A 15,908-nucleotide genomic window follows, 5' to 3' on the forward strand; every position below is an offset into this window, starting at 1 on the left:
ATTTTTATGAGTTTTCTTCGTTATTATTTTCTTTTTCTGCTCCAATGCTTCCTATACTGGATTGATTTAAAATGATTCTTCCGTCTAGGGCTTCATCCTCTGCACTACAATCAGTTAATCTTCCTACCGGATAAATTGTATTTAGCTGATGCATTGCGTGTATTAAATTTTGTAATTCACCATTTTCTGTTGGTTGTTCTTGCTCTAGATTTGTTTTAGCGAACAAATACTCTTTATAAGAGTTTTCGAACTGTAACAAGTCATTTTCATTATCAGGTACAATTCCTTTTCGTTCTCCTACCCAACAAATTCTTGGTAAAACATGTGCAGGAAGTTCTTGTCTGATAACATCTTCCATATAGCGTCTAAAATCTGGGTTTGAAAAACGATAAGTATATCCTGGCAAAACGATACTTATTCTGTAAGAATACGGATCAATAGTTCCGCAATCTTCACAGTCTTTTGCACAAATAGGCAAGAAATTTTCTGCTTCATTATCGGTAACATCTGGACGCAATAGCATATGTTCAACTAAAAACATCCCTTCTTCAGTGAAATCTTTTTTTAGAAAAGAAATCACCTCCAATAATGCTTCTTTCAAATCATTGATGTTAGCATAATATTTGTACTGTTTGGCTATGATATAATTGGAACTACTAACTGGTTGCTCTGGGTCAATTACATCGAAAGAGTATTTAACAGGAATGGATGGTTTGGAAGGAGTAGATTTATGAATTCTTATAAATCCTACTTGCATATTATCTACAAGCCCATTCTGAAAAGCTTTTTCTATGTCTCTTTCTTTAGTTTGTACAACCTGTAATACTGCGAAATACAATTCTTCAATAGCGAAAGCTACTTTCGCATAATTTTCAGTAGCAGATAAAAGTATGTTTCCTTCATTATCTCTCAACCTCCATCTATATACTGTGTGATCATCACTGTCTGTTAGTTCGTATATTTCTACATTGGTTTCTGTTAAGTGTCTTCGCTTCTCATTAGCAATCCCCATTAAACGTGCTGTACGTTTTTGAAATCCTGATACATTATTTGTGTCCCATAAATTTTCTTGGGGTTGTTTGTAATAGTTAAAAGCTACTCCTCTTTCACTACTTATTACTTTATAATCCTTTAAAAAGGCTTCTTTATTTGATAGCACAATTTCATCGGTAGCTGTTCCATACAACGCTTTCATAATAAATGTGTATTCTCCAAATCGTTCTGCAAAACGAGCTAATAAATGATCTAAAATAGAATTTCTGCGTTCCACATTATTATCAAACTGATTAAGCAATAGCTTTGTTAATTCATCATTGTCAGATTGTGGATATTCACTAACGAGTTCATCGAAATCTTTAATATCTTGAACAGCTTGTGTGAAAAAAGTGCGTGTTTCTTGTCCACTAACAGAAAGTAACGTTCTTACTTCTGATAAATGCTTGAAATAGCTCGCTAAGATTTGATCGAAAAACGTTAAATAGGCTTTTAATTGTTTTGCTTTTGCTTTCCTTTCATTGGTAACATGTACAGCTAATCCTTCTTGACCAATTCCGTAAGTATCTGGGAAATCATTTTGAATAGTGGTGTACTCGTTAGCTTCTATAGAACTTCCTTTTGGCAACGATAAAACCTTATCTTCATCTGCTATTTGTTGCGATTCAATTTCGTCTTCTTTTAATTGTTTTAAATACTCATCTACTCTGTTGTAATTTAAGTTTAACGGAAGAAATCCTTTGCTAAAATTAAAAGTGCTCTTTTCACATAACACAGGTTTTTTATCTGGATCAATACAAACCACCCATTTATTTTCTTGAACAATGTTTTCATCACAAAATCCTACAGAAATATCTTTAATTAGCTTTACTCCGTCAATATTCATGATGATTTTCATCACATCAGAAAGACGTACTTCTTTTCTTAATTCAGCTTTTTTAAGTTCTTCTGTATCTATAAATCCTTTTGTTAATACCGGACCATCAAACACCTCATCGGTTGTATACCCCTTACCTAACATTTGTTGGATTGAATAGAACTTTAAAGATGGTGATAGGTAGTTTTCTATTTGGAATAAAATATTAGCGTATACCCATTCTTCGTCTGCTTCAGGAATTACATCAACATTCGCACAGATAGCTATCGGTTGAGTGTCTACTTCTTTTATTTCTATTAAGTCTTCACATAAGTTCCTGTTTTTATGATAAGCTGTTTTGATATTCGGAAAAACCTGCTCTCTTGTATAACCCTCTTCTAAATCAACCAATAATGAATACAGTCCCTTTAACTTAAAGTCTTTTTGAAACTCTGGTAAAATACCTTCAAACTTTTTATAGCTTAATTTGTTATTCTTACAATCAACAAATACTTGTTTATCATAAATTCGCAGCCAACAGTTTTTTACTCCTTCTAAATCAATAAACAACTTTCTATAATCTAATTCATTGACTGGTTTTGTTGGAAAAATTTCTGATGCTTTATAAAACTGTGCTTGTAGTGATAAATTCGGATCTTTAGATGCTAATAAATCTTCTAGTGGTGTATTGATACGCATTCCTAAATCGGTAATAGCATAACACAACATTTCTAAAATAGTTACTCCAGGATCGTGCGAATTGAAGTCAGTCCATAACTTACCTCCAAATGTTTCTAAGTAAGAAATTCCTTCTTTTCTTAAAAAAGAAAAATCTAAATCGTCTTTGGTAGATATATTCTTCGGAATATTGATATGTTCGTTTATAGCTGACATGTTTGTTCTATGATTTTTTTGGTTCCTTTACAAGTGGTTAACACTGTACTTACATTATGCTTCTTTGCTGATACTAATATTGATTTTGGATCACTTGGTTCTATTTTATACACATTAGCATCCTCATTCATCGTTACATTTTGCAAATAATCTACATAAGGCAGTTTTTCTAAGTAATCAATTAAGACACTTTTATGTAACATTATTCCGAAGGTTACTTCTTTGGTCTCATCAAACGCCCAAGGAGATAGAAACTTTGTAATGTCTGTTTTTAGTTGTTCGGTATAGAAATTCTCATCATATCCTTCATAAAAACTAACCTCTAACCCAATCGTTACTTCTTCATAATTAGGATTGATAACCTCAGCATTTACATGCAAGGTGTTTAAAGAATTAATATAGGTAGTAACACTGTTTAAAGTAGCTTTGCTAACCCTTGGTTGATAAATATCAAATACATTCTTATTTACGGTATCTGGTACCACAATCAAAGTAACATGACCAGCTGCAGTAAAACTTGTTTCTGAAGTATGATTTAAACACTTCACTTTATAAATTTCTGGAAACTCTTGAAGGATTAAGTGTTCGTAATCCCATAAAGTTATAGCTCTGTTTTTGTGACGTAATCGCTCGCTTATTCTTCTATAAAAATTGGCGTCAGATTCTTCTGTACTTCCACCAAATGCATTGTATGGCTGCGAAACCGATTTAATTTGCGGAATGCGTGTCACCATTTTTTTGATGGTCTCACTAGGCAACCCGTTTTTTAAATGGCTTACCTCATTATCGTTATTTTTGAAGGTAGCCAATACTGCTTGAGCATGAATTCCAATTGCTTTACATACTGCATCATATGACTTATTCATCTGGGCTCTAATCCAAGTATAGCCTGATGGTAATAAAGTATTATCATTCGTTGCTTCTTTAGGAATTGAGAATTTAACAATTCCTGATTTTAAGAAATTATCGGTATTGTTTGCAATGATATTATTCTCAAGCGTTTTCCATTTATTGCTGCAAAGAATTGACCATTGGATTTTTTCATTCTCTTCAAAACTTTCTACTAGCGGGTTTTCACTTCCTTCTAACACCTGAACTAGTAAGGATAGGTTTTGTTGAGGTTCTAAGTTTTCTATTCCTAAAAATAAATGTCCTCCTAAACAGTATTTAGGTACCAAAAAAGTTTGAATGGTATCTTTATCAAATACATCTATAATTTCTTTTTCTTCTTGAAGATACTTTTTCTCCGCATAGTTTTCTTCGTGTTGCCCAAAAGGATGTTCATGAAACAATTGAATGCGATTCCCTTCCAAATTCATTTCTTTCATTACTATGCTTTCTTCTGCTGTATAATCCACAGAAATAGATTCCACCAAAGGTGTATAGGGTTCATTAGGAAGGTTAATAAGTCTGCTTCTTGAACTAACTGCTAATGCATATAATTTAGGATATAATTCGTGAAAAAATGATTGCTGTAATGATAATTGTAAAGGTCCTGCCTTATCAATTTCATATGAATTTCCTGAATTTGTTGCTGTAAAAACAGCTGTGTAAAATACCTCTTCATTGTCTCCGTCTTCAACAACCTCTTTTTTAAAAAGTTTTACTATTTCTCCAATAGTCTCTTTAGCTTCTCCTGCAGCATGTAACAATCGTTTTTCTACTTTAAAATAACCTTCACCAGTAACTATTTTATTCGTATCATCTCCAAGTGCGGCAACATAACTATTTACTGATAAATTATTAGATGATGATACATACGCTTGATACCAATCTTTAAAATCTTCTGGAGTATTTTTCCAACGGAGGTTTACTGTAAAATCTTTCCATTTTTTCGAAAAAGCTTCGTTATAATCCACAGTAAAATTCGACCCTTCAATAGGACGTGTTGTGAAAGGATGAAATGGTTTTTTGGTTCTTACCGCTCCATTATCATTTTCAACGGTTGCTGATTTTACTCCTTTAACATCTGTTTTTATAGTTACTTTTTCAAGTGTATTCCCTGCCAACAACCTATAAAAATCGTATCCATTCGTGTTGGAAACATCAAAAACAAAACGAACTAATGGATGTGATGTATTATATTTTTTAAGTAAAAACTCTTCATTATATGCTACCAACGCTTCTGAATCAAGTCCTAATGTGAATGTAAAACTTACTTCGTTGGTAATTTCCAAATTACCTTCGTTTACATAGTTAATGGCAGTTAACCTTAGTGTTATCCATTTTTCATTTCCACTTCCAAAAAGTTGAATGGTTGGGATTAATTCACTTACCTCAAAAGACGACGCTTCAAAATTGTTTTTAAATTTAATTGTAACTGTTACTGTTCTATCTCCTTCTTGTAACCACAACATTGGTGAAGCAATGGAAAACCCAAGTTCAGCATCTGCTAACTCAGTAGCATTCTTTTCACTTGCTGGATATCCAAAAGGATACCAATATGGAGCATCTTCTGGTAATTCCTCTTCAATTCCATCTTTCGTATTTGCTACCTTACTTGCTTTTATCTTTTTTAATTCTGCTGTGTTGTTATTATAAACTGTTTTTATAGCTCCTACTGATGCTTTATTGACAATTAACTCTTCTTCTGTTTCGTATACTAACGGATTACCAAGACTGTCTTTTTTCGCATCTAATAAAGTTCCTTCCTCTATTCGTTCATCCGTTATTTTTTTAGCTAGTTCAAAAATTACATGTGCTTGATCAGGAATGGGCTCTCTTTTTTGAACTTGAAGTATTTCTTTGTAGTAAAAGTCTAAGTGACGTTTAGTTAAGTTGTTAAACCGTTCTTTTGAAAGTTCTAATAACTTTAAAAAACATACAAATAAAGTTAAGTGCGGACTTAATTTCCCTTCTTCGGTATATCCCTCAAGAATTGCCTTAATACTTTCTTTTAACTTATTGTACTCTCTTGTTCCTCTAAAAGGAATATTTTCAGTAGTTAGCTTTTTGAAAAAATGTTGCCAATCTCCTGAAGCCACTTCGTGATTTTCTGTAGGAAAATAATTGAGCTTTTTGGCAAAATTATAGGCAAACAATATCCAATCTTCTATGGTAAAATCGTGAAGTTCGAAATTTTCAGGATTTAACGCTTCAATATAACGCAGCTCTTGTCCTGTTCCGTTTCGTTGTAATATGTTAGAAATGATTTTACTCATAATGTATCTTAGTTTATATCGGTTCCTTCCCCTTTATAGAAAGGAAAAACCACATTGGTTCTACTATTAGTAGCTCTAATTCTATATTCAATTTTTATAATCAACATTCCTTCTAAAGGATCTGTTTCTGAAACATCAATATGAATAACATCTATTCGAGGTTCGTGATATAAAATTGCTGTTTCTATTAAATCTTTGGCATAGGTTATTAGAGTTCTATCTAACTTTTCAAAAAGAAGCTCTTGCAAATTGCAACCATAGTTAGGTAGCATAACGCGTTCTCCTAATCGAGTAGTTAACAGTATTTCTAAACTACTTTTAATGTCTTCATCTTCAGAAATCATAATGACTTCACTTAGATCTTTTGAAAACTCTGGCGGAAAATCCCAACCTATTCCTAAAAATGCTTTTTTATTTTCCATTATTATCCTATTAAAACTGTTGGTTCTCCTAGTACGATGGTACCTCCGTGTGATGTACTATCTCCCATTCTTGCAGCTGGCATTCCACCTATCAATACGGTTCCTGATCCAGCCACTATACTATCTGGTGGTCCTGTACAAGTAGCCATATCACCTACTCTAGCTGCTGGTAACCCTCCAATTAATACGGTAGGTTCTCCTGCTGGTAAAATTGGTCCTCCAACGTGAGGAACCGTTCCTGTTACCATTGGGCATACATGCATGTCTGTTATTCTTGCTGCTGGATTTCCCATTTTTTTAATTTATTTGAACTAATGAGCCTTTTAAAACAGCTATAGCACTTGTTGAAACTTCTGCTCCAGCACTACCTTCTGCTTTAAACTCGGCATTGGCTGCTATGCTGACATTAGTTCCTTCAATATTTACATCTCCTGACGCTTTTAATGAAATATCTCCTGCACTTTCCATTGATATCCCATCGCTGTTTATCGTAATTATATTAGAGTTGTCATCTTCAATTGTTATTGCTCCTTCATCTTCATCCAGCGAAATAATTTTTCCTGCGGGTGTTTCAATAGTGATTATTTTTTTATCATCATCAAACAACACTTTCATTTCGCTTCTGGTAATGATTCCTTTTTCATGATTGTCGTCTGTTGCTGTTATTGGTGATGGTTTTGCACTACTGTGTAACATTCCCAAAACAATAGCATCATTAGGGTCTTGATTGATGAATCCTACAATGACCTCATCTCCTATTTCTGGACGGAAAAAAATACCTCTGTTTTCTCCTGCATCCGGTGAAGCTACTCTACACCAAATACCTTCTTCTTCGTTATTTACAATTGGAATTTGTACTAGAATTCTATCTTCTCCATCTGGATCTTCTTCTAATTGAGAAACAATTCCTACTTGTAAGCCTTGAATGGCTGGTAATAACCCTGAAGCTGGTTTCGCAGATATTTCAAAGGTTTCAGAAAACCACTCTGTTGACAATCCAAACTGAGCATTGACAACCCAATTCCCTCCTGAAATTACATGCTGAACTCCTGTTACATATACATTTCCGTTAAATCGGTCTCCTACACCTTCTAGTTTTAAAATGGTGTTTGGTTTTACCGATGGAATTCCTTGAAACTTTACTCTACCTCTTACTTTTGCTAGTTGTTGAAATAACCATTTAGCATCTGCCCAATCTTGTAATTCAGTATCCGTTACAGCACCACCATGTCGTAATTCCATACTTTCTAAGCCAATAGTTTTGTTTAAATCTGAAACCGATAAGTTTCCGTTTAAACTTACATTTGGATCTTTTCCTTCAATTTCGATTACTTCTTGATCGGCATGATTCCAGCTATAGGCAGCTACTTTTTTTACTTGATGACGTGCATCAATTTCTGCATCAAAGTCTAATAAGGATCCTCCAAAAGTTACAGTTTCTATTTCTGACTGACTTACATTGGGTTTAGCTATGGTTATCGTTCCATCATCTATAAAACACAATTTCCCATTTGCTTGTGCTCTTGAAACCACAAAATCCCAATCTGAAGCATTGTATTGTACTAATTCTGCATGATTATAATTGGTTGCTTCTACCTCTTTAGACAAGCCATATTTTCCTATAATTTCTTCAAAAATGTCACTATCGGTACTTTCATAGAAGTATTTGCTTTTTCTACCTACGGTCATCTTTACCGCTTCATCTTTACATTCAACAATTAACTGTGCTGAACTGGCTCTAATTCTTAAATTATGCTTAATAACAATTCCTTTAAAAATGGTTTCTTCATCAGAATGGTATCCTGCAGTAATTTCAATTTCTTTTCCAGGAATTAATAACTCTTCATTACTTAATTTAAAATCTCTCTCTGAAGCTTCACCATCTAATAAAACAATTTGAGCCATTGGTATTTTATTTACTTCTTTCGAAACAGTAATATTTTTCACCTCGTATTGTTTCGAGAGTTCTTCTCCTTCAATCAAGATTTTAAAAGTGACTAAATCGGCACTTTTTGAAGTTTGTATGGTTCCTGTATTATTCATTTATGCGAATTTTTGTAAGGGTGGAAAAAAAATTTCTTGCCCAGGTTGCAATTTTCTGAACTGCATTATTTTATTAACACGAGCTACTTCTAAATAATACTTTGGGTCTCCATAGATACGATGACACATAAGTGGCAAAGTATCTCCTGATTTTACTTTACGATAATGTGTTAAATCTGGTGATTGATTATTTTCTCTTGCTACTCGTAAATCATCATCAATAGTACCTTTTACCTTAAGTTTTGCATTGGCACGTAATGGTGTTCCATCTGGTGCAAACAATTTATATTCAATAGAAAGATCGACTAAAGAGCCTTTAAAAAGGAGAGCTCCCCATTTAATCATTAAATAGTTGGGTTTGTGCTCCTCTCCTTTGTATTCAAAAACAATTTTTTTAAATGCTTCTATTTTATCTATGATTCCATCTTTTAAATCACTTTTACCATCAATGGCTCCACTACTATCAAATAGCAAGTCTAAATCTAATTCTTGAGGAAGTATTCTTGTAAACTTAGGTTGAGAACCACTTGTACCTTGCCCTTGCTCTTCAGTATATTCTGGCTTATACGCAACCATATACTTTTCTGGGTTTATAAGTGTTGTAAATTCTCCATTGGCTACTTCCTCCTTAAATTTATCGTCAGAATACGCCTTTATTACTAATTTTTTTAACTCTCCTTGACTCATTATCGTTGTTTTTGTCTTTCAAGAATATCCATTACTTCTTCCACACATGCTGAAACTATAGCTGCCGTATTTCCTTTTTTTGATCCACTTGTTTTTCCTTGTGATTCTGATTTTTCATCCACGTTAATCTTGATATGTAATTCTTTGATAGTAATAGGCATCTTATACTATTTTAAAATAATTATAGGTTAATTCAAGTGTCTCAATAACCAGTTTACTTTCTTCAGCATTAAAGTCTCCTACATTCCATTTTACAGGGTATGCATGTTTTACATTCCAAGTTTGTATGGCTTGTTCGTCTTCACCTAATAACATTACATTGATATTTATAGGTTGTATCTCAAAATTGACTAAGGCTTTTTTACACCACTTAATTACTTCTGAATCGACAAGCATCCCTCTTTTCAACACTAAATTTGGATATTTGGAACGTACCGGTATTTTATGCTTGAATCTATTTTCTCCTCCTTCGGCTATTTCTTCAGTTTCAAGGTCTACCGAAAGACCTGAAACTGATTGAAATGAATTGTCGCCGCTTGAAGTTGGAATATCTTCAAACTCTACTTTAAAACTAAATCCTACTGGTGGATGATAGCTCATTACGATGACATTTTAAGCTTCTCAATTGCCCACTCAGCAGTTTCAATGGCTATTTCATTACCATCAGCTTTTAAGTCTGTAGGCTGTACTTTAGTGATATAAGCATTCTGAGCTTCCCATACTACAGCTGGTTGTCCAGTCTCATCTAATAATTTGATGGTTAAATCTCCTCTAAACTGCTCTCCTCCTTCTTGGAAATAAACTGTTTTAGCCCATTGCTTGTAAAACTGTTTACTTTCATCTACGAAGGTTCCTCTCTTCATAGTAATGTTACTATATTCGAATAATCCTGGTTGTTTTGATTTGTGGTATTCTTTATCTGCTCCTCCACGATATTCTATTACTTTATTATCAAAACTTAACCCTGATACTTCTGTACAATTAAATTTCGTATCACCAAAGGTTACCTCGAAGGAAAACTTTGGCATTGGATATGATTCTGCCATGATTCTTTATTTTTTATTTATATTTTTTTGGTTAGTTAGTTTACTTATGCTTCTTGCATTTTATGAGAGAATTTAAGTATGATAAATTCAGCTGGACGTACTACTGCCATACCAATTTCTATGATCATATTTCCTTCTAAAACATCTTGAGCAGTCATGGTTTCTCCTAAACCAACACTTACATAAAATGCTTTTTCTGGTGTAGGACCTGCAAGGGCTCCCGCTCTCCATTGTTGTGTTAAGAAGTTGTCTATCATTGCTTTTACACGTACCCAAGTGTTTTTATCATTAGGTTCAAAAACAAACTGTTCTGATGCTTTTTTGATTGACTCTTCTGCCATGTTGAAGAAACGTCTTACAGATACATATCTCCATTCGTTGTCGTTTCCTGCAAGGGTTCTTGCACCCCATACAAGGTTTCCTTTTCCTACAAATGATCTAATCGCATTGATTGATTTTCCTGCAACTGTATCTACATTTAAGCCTTTTTGTTCGTCATGTGATATGTTTACTGACGGTGCATACACATAATTCAACCCTACATTAGCTGGTGCTTTCCATACACCTCTATCGGCGTCAACTTTAGCATAAATTCCTGCCATTGTCGCACTAGGTGCTAATTTTACTGGTAACAACCCTATTTCTAACTTTATTTTGTTATACAGTGCGTTGTTTTCTGTTTTTAAATCTGCTAATGAAGGTAAGGTTGTAACTCCTCCTAAAGCGTCGATAGCTCCTTTTAAGACAAATAATTCATCGGTGCTTTTTTGATCTTCCAAAGTGGTATAGATTCCATTATTAGTCATATCAGCTTCATCAGTAATGCCTAATAGGTCATATACGTTTGTAGCATTAGAAGTTAAACTACCCATTAACTTTCCTTCTGTGTCGTCTTGTTGTAACTTAAATAGCTTAGCATGTAAATCGGCCAAAATGGCTTCTAAATTAGCATCCATCCAAGTTGTCATATCCTCACTTGGTGTTGCTAAAGAAGCTTCTTCTGAATCTTCTGCAGCAGAAATCAAATCGTTAATTGATGAAGTTATATTTTCTAAATAACCAACAATATTTTTAACATTGGAAATGGCATCTTTTTTAAATGACAATGCTACTTCATTACCTGCTCCATCAATATTATTTTTTGTGTCAACCAACGCTGTTAACAGACTTTCTAATTCTGTTAAGTCAATTCCATCTATTACTTCTTCCGCTTGTACAGATAAACTTTCATCTAATCCTTCTATTTCAATGCTATCTTCATCATAAGAGTAGTCTAGAATTGTATTTAAGAAAGGGTAATATGCTGCCCCGTATTTTAAGTAGTCTTTTCCTAAAGAAATTTTATCCCTTAGCGCTTCTACTGGATCTACATCCCCTCCTCCATCATCATATTCTTTATCTGAATAAGTATCAATAATGGTAAAGCGATCTTGTAATTTATTACATTGGGTAAGTGCTGATGCATATAAACTATAAAAATCAGTATCTGACGCCAACGATGTTCCGTCCGGGAATGTAAGTAAGGTTACTTCATCCACATAGGCTACTTTATCTAATCCATCTTTCAATTCGTCGAAAGAAATACTATTTTCGTTGTTACTGTCATCTTCATAGGTGTTTACAGATACGATGTAACAAGGACCTCCTCCATTGGCGAAATACATTTGCATATGATAATACATCTTAAAAGGAGATGGGATACTTGGTGCAGTTACAATTACTTCCTCATTAGCTTGGTTTGCATTTGACACATTAACTCCAATACTTGTTTCCTGTCTTGCATAACCGAAATACGTTTCGTAATCTAACATTGACGTTATTCTTGTTGGTTCTAACAGTAGGTCGTTATTCTCTTTCTTTTTAGCTCTCTCGGTATAACCAATAAAAGCTGGAATTGCTGTTTCTACTTGAGCTACCGATGGGGGAAACTTTACAATTTCCTCTACGTAGACTCCTGGTGTTTTGTACGCTGACATAATTACTTGTTTTAAATTTTAATTTTTGTTTATATAAATATTTCCGAATAATAATCTTGCGACTCTTTCTTTATACTTTCTGGAGTAGGATTTGGGAAATAATAATCTTCTTGTGGCTGTGGTACAACGTCTTGTTTATCTATCTCTACACGCCCATTAAGTGTTAAAGGTTTTTCTTCTGACGTAGTCATTACAAGCTCTTCACTTCTTTTCATGTAACGCCAAAATGTGTTTCTATTTTCAATACAAATAGCAAACTCAGGGAACTCTTTTAGCAAGCATTGTTGTGATACGTCAAAGACTTCTGTTTCTTCGTTCTTAGCTAATACTTCTTCTGTCAGATTGGTGTTATTGTCTCCTGATATCTGGATTTGAACAACACCTATTACCCCACTATTTTTAATTCTTTTCACAAAAGAATTGATAGCATCTATAACCTTTTGCTCTTCTTCATTCAAAGGAATGGCGTTTGTTATTTTAGACTCTATAATATCTAATTCAGAAGCATCAGTGTTTGCTATAGTTACTAAGTTTGGCGTAGTTGTATCAAACTCTTTCTCACTTTCTAGTTGATGTAATAGCTTTCTTGTTTCACTATCTGAAATCAAAAATGAGCTCCATTTTTTCACCTCTGAGATTGTTTCAAATAAATTGATTGCTGAGGAACTTTTGTTTGACAAGTAATATAGTTGCTGCTCTTTTTTTTCAATTATGTTAGAAAAGTTTTCAAAATGAGGATGGTGTACTTTTAAGTAAAAAGTTAACGTTAGTGAATCAGGTAAGGTAATTATTGGACTATATCTATCTACTTCTTGATTTCCTTCTTCTGTAATTACTTTTATTGTTTCTGATAGTACTCGAACTCCTTTTTTATGGCCTCTAAGTAATAGTCTATGATTTTTTAAACTCTTTTTGGTTTCTTGAGTAGGTTGTATTGATAAAAACTTACCAATATCATATTGCTCTTCTAAACGTTTTTTTTCTTCATCTGTAAGAGGTGTTACCCCATTATTTCCTCCGTTCAATTCGAAAAAAGTTCGTTCTCCTTCGTCTAGAAAGTAAGAGTGATATATATTGATATTGAACAATGTTTTGTACATAATTTTTTAATTTTTAATTATTGATTGTTGCTCAATACCAGAGACTACTGTTCCTTCTTTGGTTACGATGTCCCTTTCTATTTCTAGTAATGTTATTTTGTAAAGTACAGACGGGTATTGTTTACCCCCTAAGGTTCCCCATATATAATTTAACTCTTCAAAAGAAGGTGTATATAATTGAGTAATAAATTTAAAAGTCTTTAAGTCTCCTAACCCATCTATACCTTCAAAGTTGGTGTTTTGATGTGTGAATACTTTTTTTCCTTGAAAAAAGGCTAATATTTTTGTTAAACTCTTTAACGATTCAGCATAACTAGATTTATCTACACTGAATAAAACATAAAGATTTAAATATACCTTTGGGTTTCTATAACTAACTGAAGTACCCTCTACACGGTTATTGGAAGTGTTTTTTAAGGCAAATTCTTCTTGTGTATTAATTAATGTTAGCGAAATATCTGGATTATTTCCTGGAGAATTACCATCTCCTTCAGCCATAGCTATATTTGATAAGTCTACAGCTTTTTCATCGAAATAGTCATTTAATTCTTCGGTAATGATTTGTAATATCTCAAAAATCATTTTAATAGTAAGTTTGGTTAGTTTTGCTTGTAGATTGAAGGGTTAGCAATCAGACATTGTAAAGTTAATTGCTCTTACGAAGAGTAACCGCAATGAAAAACTCTTTTAAAAAAGTAGTTTCTCCTAAAAATTTTTAAATAGAATTACAGGTAGTAAAAAGGGGAAAATCACCCTGACTTTTTTAAATAGTAAAGCTTAAATTTTAGAAATACCAAGTAAGTAAAACAAAAAACTCCTTACATACTATGTATGCAAGGAGTCTTTCTTTTATAGGTTGTAATTTTTTATTGAGTCAACTCTCTAAATAAACTTTCTAAGTTTTTGTTTTCGGTATTTAATCCTAGAATTTTTAACCCGTTTTCTTGTGCAAAGTCAAAAATTACAGGTCGCATATCTTCTTTTGAATTAAAAACAAGTGTCCAGTTATTTTCTAGAGTGTTTTTATACGATACTATATTAGGTAATCGTTTTATAAACTGTTCTTCTAATTTATAATCAAACGTTACTTTAATTACTTGTTCGTTGTCTGTTTTAAGTTCTAAAATAGGTTTATTAATTACTATTTCTCCTTTATTGATAATTATAACTCTTTCACACATTGCTTCTACTTCTTGCATAATGTGTGTAGATAGTAATACTGTTTTGTCTTTTCCTAACTCTTTTATTAATTGACGTATTTCAACTAATTGATTTGGATCTAATCCTGTTGTTGGTTCATCTAAAATTAACACTTCTGGGTCATGTAAAATAGCAGCTGCTAAACCGACTCTCTGGCGATATCCCTTAGACAATTGATTAATTTTCTTGTGTGCTTCAATCGTTAACCCTACTTTTTCAATAGTCTCATTAACCTTAGAACTTTCTATGTTGTGTAGAGATGCTTGAAACTGTAAATACTCTCGTACATACATATCTAAATACAACGGATTATGCTCTGGTAAATAACCTATTTTTTTTTGTGCTTCAATAGGATTTGAGATTACATCAATTCCACTTACCAATACAGTTCCTTCTGAAGGTTTAATAAAACCTGTTAATATTTTCATTGTTGTAGATTTCCCAGCTCCATTTGGACCTAAAAACCCTACTATTTCTCCTTTCTTTGCTGAAAAGGAAATATTATTTACAGCCTTTTGTGTTCCGTATGTTTTTACTATTGAGGTAAGTTCTATTGACATTTATTTCTTATGATTTCAGCTGAATCTTTACAGCATTTAATATTGATGAATCGAGTTTTTCTTTTTCAAAAACGGTGAATCCTAATTTCTTATAAAAGCCTATTGGTGATTTATATGTTTCTTTATTTTCTTTTAAATAACTTTCACCAATTACAACCCAACCATTTAATTTTTTATGTCTTTTTTTTAACTTTTCAATTAATCTTCTTCCTATTCCCTTTCCTTGAATCTCTTTATCTAAAATCATCGCAAACCAACATTCATCTTCACGAATAAAATCACAACACCAACCTAATACTCTATTATTTTCAATAACTAAAAGATGATTTTTGTTCTTTAACGATTCTAAATACTGATTAAAGTCTTCAATACTTTTTTGTTCAATTACATGTGGATATTCACGATTCCATAGTAATCTAACCTGTTCTTTATAAAGTGGGGATAATTTACTTACTTCTTTAAACTCCATTACCTTCTTTCGTAAGAAACGAAGCTATAGTCATATTTATTTTTCTCGTCAGCTTTAAAATCTTCCCTTGCTACTTCTTTCCATATTTCCATATCAATTTCAGGAAAAAAAGCATCTGCTTCGAATTCGTGATGTAAAAGAGTTATATCTAACCTATCAACTAAATTTTGTTCTAAAGCATCCTTATAAATTTGTGCTCCACCTATAATAAATGCATCTTTTCCTTCAGTTAACTCTATAGCTTGCTCAATACTATTAGCTATTAAGCAGCCATCAATAAAGTAGTTATTTTTTCGAGTAATAATTATGGATGTACGATTAGGCAAAGGTTTCCCAATACTTTCAAAAGTATTTCGTCCCATTAAAATAGGATGTCCAGTAGTAACTTTTTTAAAGCGTTTTAAATCGGCAGGTAAGTGCCAAATTAAGTCATTATCTTTCCCTAAAGCATTGTTTTTTGCAATTGCAGCTATGAGTGTAATCATAAGTTTAGTTTGTGTG

15 protein-coding genes are annotated in these 15,908 nt (G+C 32.8%); all 15 read right to left on the bottom strand.

Annotated elements, in window-relative coordinates; genetic code table 11:
* Positions 1 to 4: 4 nt before the first annotated feature.
* Positions 5 to 2,743, bottom strand: coding sequence for a hypothetical protein (locus ACKTTR_RS13755; RefSeq protein WP_408028386.1), 2,739 nt, complete (start codon positions 2,741 to 2,743; stop codon positions 5 to 7).
* Positions 2,731 to 5,904, bottom strand: a complete 3,174-nt coding sequence (locus ACKTTR_RS13760; protein WP_408028387.1) for a baseplate J/gp47 family protein — start codon at positions 5,902 to 5,904, stop codon at positions 2,731 to 2,733. The genes ACKTTR_RS13755 and ACKTTR_RS13760 overlap by 13 nt, the downstream gene beginning before the upstream one ends.
* A gap of 8 nt (positions 5,905 to 5,912) precedes the next feature.
* Complete coding sequence (locus ACKTTR_RS13765; protein ID WP_408028388.1) at positions 5,913 to 6,326, bottom strand: GPW/gp25 family protein; 414 nt, start codon at positions 6,324 to 6,326, stop codon at positions 5,913 to 5,915.
* A gap of 2 nt (positions 6,327 to 6,328) precedes the next feature.
* Positions 6,329 to 6,619, bottom strand: coding sequence for a PAAR domain-containing protein (locus ACKTTR_RS13770; protein ID WP_173359354.1), 291 nt, complete (start codon positions 6,617 to 6,619; stop codon positions 6,329 to 6,331).
* A gap of 4 nt (positions 6,620 to 6,623) precedes the next feature.
* Positions 6,624 to 8,369 carry a type VI secretion system tip protein VgrG gene (gene vgrG, locus ACKTTR_RS13775; RefSeq protein WP_408028389.1) on the bottom strand — a complete coding sequence of 582 codons (1,746 nt, stop codon included), beginning with the start codon at positions 8,367 to 8,369 and terminating at the stop codon, positions 6,624 to 6,626.
* The gene (locus tag ACKTTR_RS13780) at positions 8,370 to 9,056 is read right to left on the bottom strand and encodes a CIS tube protein (protein ID WP_408028390.1); all 687 of its coding nucleotides are present in this window, start codon (positions 9,054 to 9,056) and stop codon (positions 8,370 to 8,372) included.
* Positions 9,056 to 9,217, bottom strand: coding sequence for a DUF5908 family protein (locus ACKTTR_RS13785; protein WP_408028391.1), 162 nt, complete (start codon positions 9,215 to 9,217; stop codon positions 9,056 to 9,058). The genes ACKTTR_RS13780 and ACKTTR_RS13785 overlap by 1 nt, the downstream gene beginning before the upstream one ends.
* 1 nt (position 9,218) lies before the next feature.
* Positions 9,219 to 9,656, bottom strand: a complete 438-nt coding sequence (locus ACKTTR_RS13790; protein WP_099215620.1) for a phage tail protein — start codon at positions 9,654 to 9,656, stop codon at positions 9,219 to 9,221.
* Positions 9,656 to 10,102 carry a phage tail protein gene (locus ACKTTR_RS13795; protein ID WP_047790305.1) on the bottom strand — a complete coding sequence of 149 codons (447 nt, stop codon included), beginning with the start codon at positions 10,100 to 10,102 and terminating at the stop codon, positions 9,656 to 9,658. The genes ACKTTR_RS13790 and ACKTTR_RS13795 overlap by 1 nt, the downstream gene beginning before the upstream one ends.
* Positions 10,103 to 10,146: 44 nt before the next feature.
* Positions 10,147 to 12,078, bottom strand: coding sequence for a phage tail sheath family protein (locus ACKTTR_RS13800; protein WP_408028392.1), 1,932 nt, complete (start codon positions 12,076 to 12,078; stop codon positions 10,147 to 10,149).
* A gap of 29 nt (positions 12,079 to 12,107) precedes the next feature.
* Positions 12,108 to 13,178 carry a hypothetical protein gene (locus tag ACKTTR_RS13805; RefSeq protein ID WP_408028393.1) on the bottom strand — a complete coding sequence of 357 codons (1,071 nt, stop codon included), beginning with the start codon at positions 13,176 to 13,178 and terminating at the stop codon, positions 12,108 to 12,110.
* A gap of 6 nt (positions 13,179 to 13,184) precedes the next feature.
* Positions 13,185 to 13,760, bottom strand: coding sequence for a DUF4255 domain-containing protein (locus ACKTTR_RS13810; RefSeq protein ID WP_408028394.1), 576 nt, complete (start codon positions 13,758 to 13,760; stop codon positions 13,185 to 13,187).
* Positions 13,761 to 14,044: 284 nt separating this feature from the next.
* Entirely contained in the window at positions 14,045 to 14,938 is an 894-nt protein-coding gene (gene gldA / locus ACKTTR_RS13815) for a gliding motility-associated ABC transporter ATP-binding subunit GldA (protein ID WP_408028395.1), read from the bottom strand.
* A gap of 7 nt (positions 14,939 to 14,945) precedes the next feature.
* Positions 14,946 to 15,407, bottom strand: coding sequence for a GNAT family N-acetyltransferase (locus ACKTTR_RS13820; protein WP_408028396.1), 462 nt, complete (start codon positions 15,405 to 15,407; stop codon positions 14,946 to 14,948).
* Positions 15,407 to 15,892: a dihydrofolate reductase gene (locus tag ACKTTR_RS13825; RefSeq protein ID WP_408028397.1), complete on the bottom strand. Its 486-nt coding sequence runs from the start codon at positions 15,890 to 15,892 to the stop codon at positions 15,407 to 15,409. Before ACKTTR_RS13825 ends, ACKTTR_RS13820 begins: the two co-directional genes overlap by 1 nt.
* Between the last annotated feature and the right edge of the window lie 16 nt (positions 15,893 to 15,908).

The organism is Tenacibaculum litoreum (assembly GCF_964513915.1).
GTDB lineage: Bacteria > Bacteroidota > Bacteroidia > Flavobacteriales > Flavobacteriaceae > Polaribacter > Polaribacter litoreum.